This window comes from Ciceribacter sp. RN22 (genome assembly GCF_024054295.1).
GTDB classification, from domain to species: domain Bacteria; phylum Pseudomonadota; class Alphaproteobacteria; order Rhizobiales; family Rhizobiaceae; genus Allorhizobium; species Allorhizobium lividum.
The window spans coordinates 1-842 of sequence record NZ_JAMXLD010000014.1; the positions used below are offsets into that span (position 1 = coordinate 1).

Sequence of the window (842 nt, forward strand, 5' to 3'; positions counted from 1 at the left end):
CAGGCCGACATCGATGCCGGCCAGGTGGAGAACACCGCAACCGGCACGGGCACGCCGCCGTCCGGACCGCCGATCGAGAGCCCTCCGGACACGGTGGTGGTTCCGCCGGACCAGACGCCCGGCATGACGATCGACAAGACCGGCACGCTGAATGATTCCGATGGCGACGGGCTTATCGATCTGGGCGAGACGATCAGCTATTCCTTCCGGGTCAGAAACACCGGCTCGGTGACGCTGACGAATGTCACCGTCGACGATCCGATGCTCACCAATGCCGGGGTCTCCGTGTCTCCGGGGCCGCAAACGCTCGGACCGGGCGGCAGCGTCACCTTCACGGCGACCTATACGCCGACGCAGGCCGACATCGACAACGGTCAGGTCGAGAACACGGCGACCGGCACCGGCACGCCGCCCTCCGGTCCGCCGGTGGAGAGCCCGCCCGACACCGTTCTGGTGCCGCCGGACGCTGCCTCCGGCATGACGATCGAGAAGACCGGCACGCTCAATGACGCGGACGGTGACGGCTTCATCGATCTCGGCGAGACGATCAGCTACTCCTTCCTCGTTCGCAACACCGGCAACGTGACCCTGACGAACGTCACCGTCGACGACCCCATGCTCACCAATGCCGGAGTCTCCGTCACGCCGGGGCCGCAGACGCTGGCGCCCGGTGGGACGGTGACCTTCACGGCGACCTACACGCCGACGCAGGCCGACATCGACGCCGGTCGGGTCGAGAACACCGCAACCGGCACCGGCACGCCGCCCTCCGGACCGCCGATCGAAAGTCCGCCGGACACGGTGACCGTGCCGCCGGACCAGGCGCCCGGCATGACCATTGA

General features: G+C 68.2%; 1 protein-coding gene. It reads left to right on the plus strand.

Annotated features, from left to right (window positions below; genetic code table 11):
• Positions 1-842: choice-of-anchor D domain-containing protein (locus NHF53_RS22470; protein WP_252836188.1), on the plus strand; the 842-nt coding region annotated here is incomplete at both ends.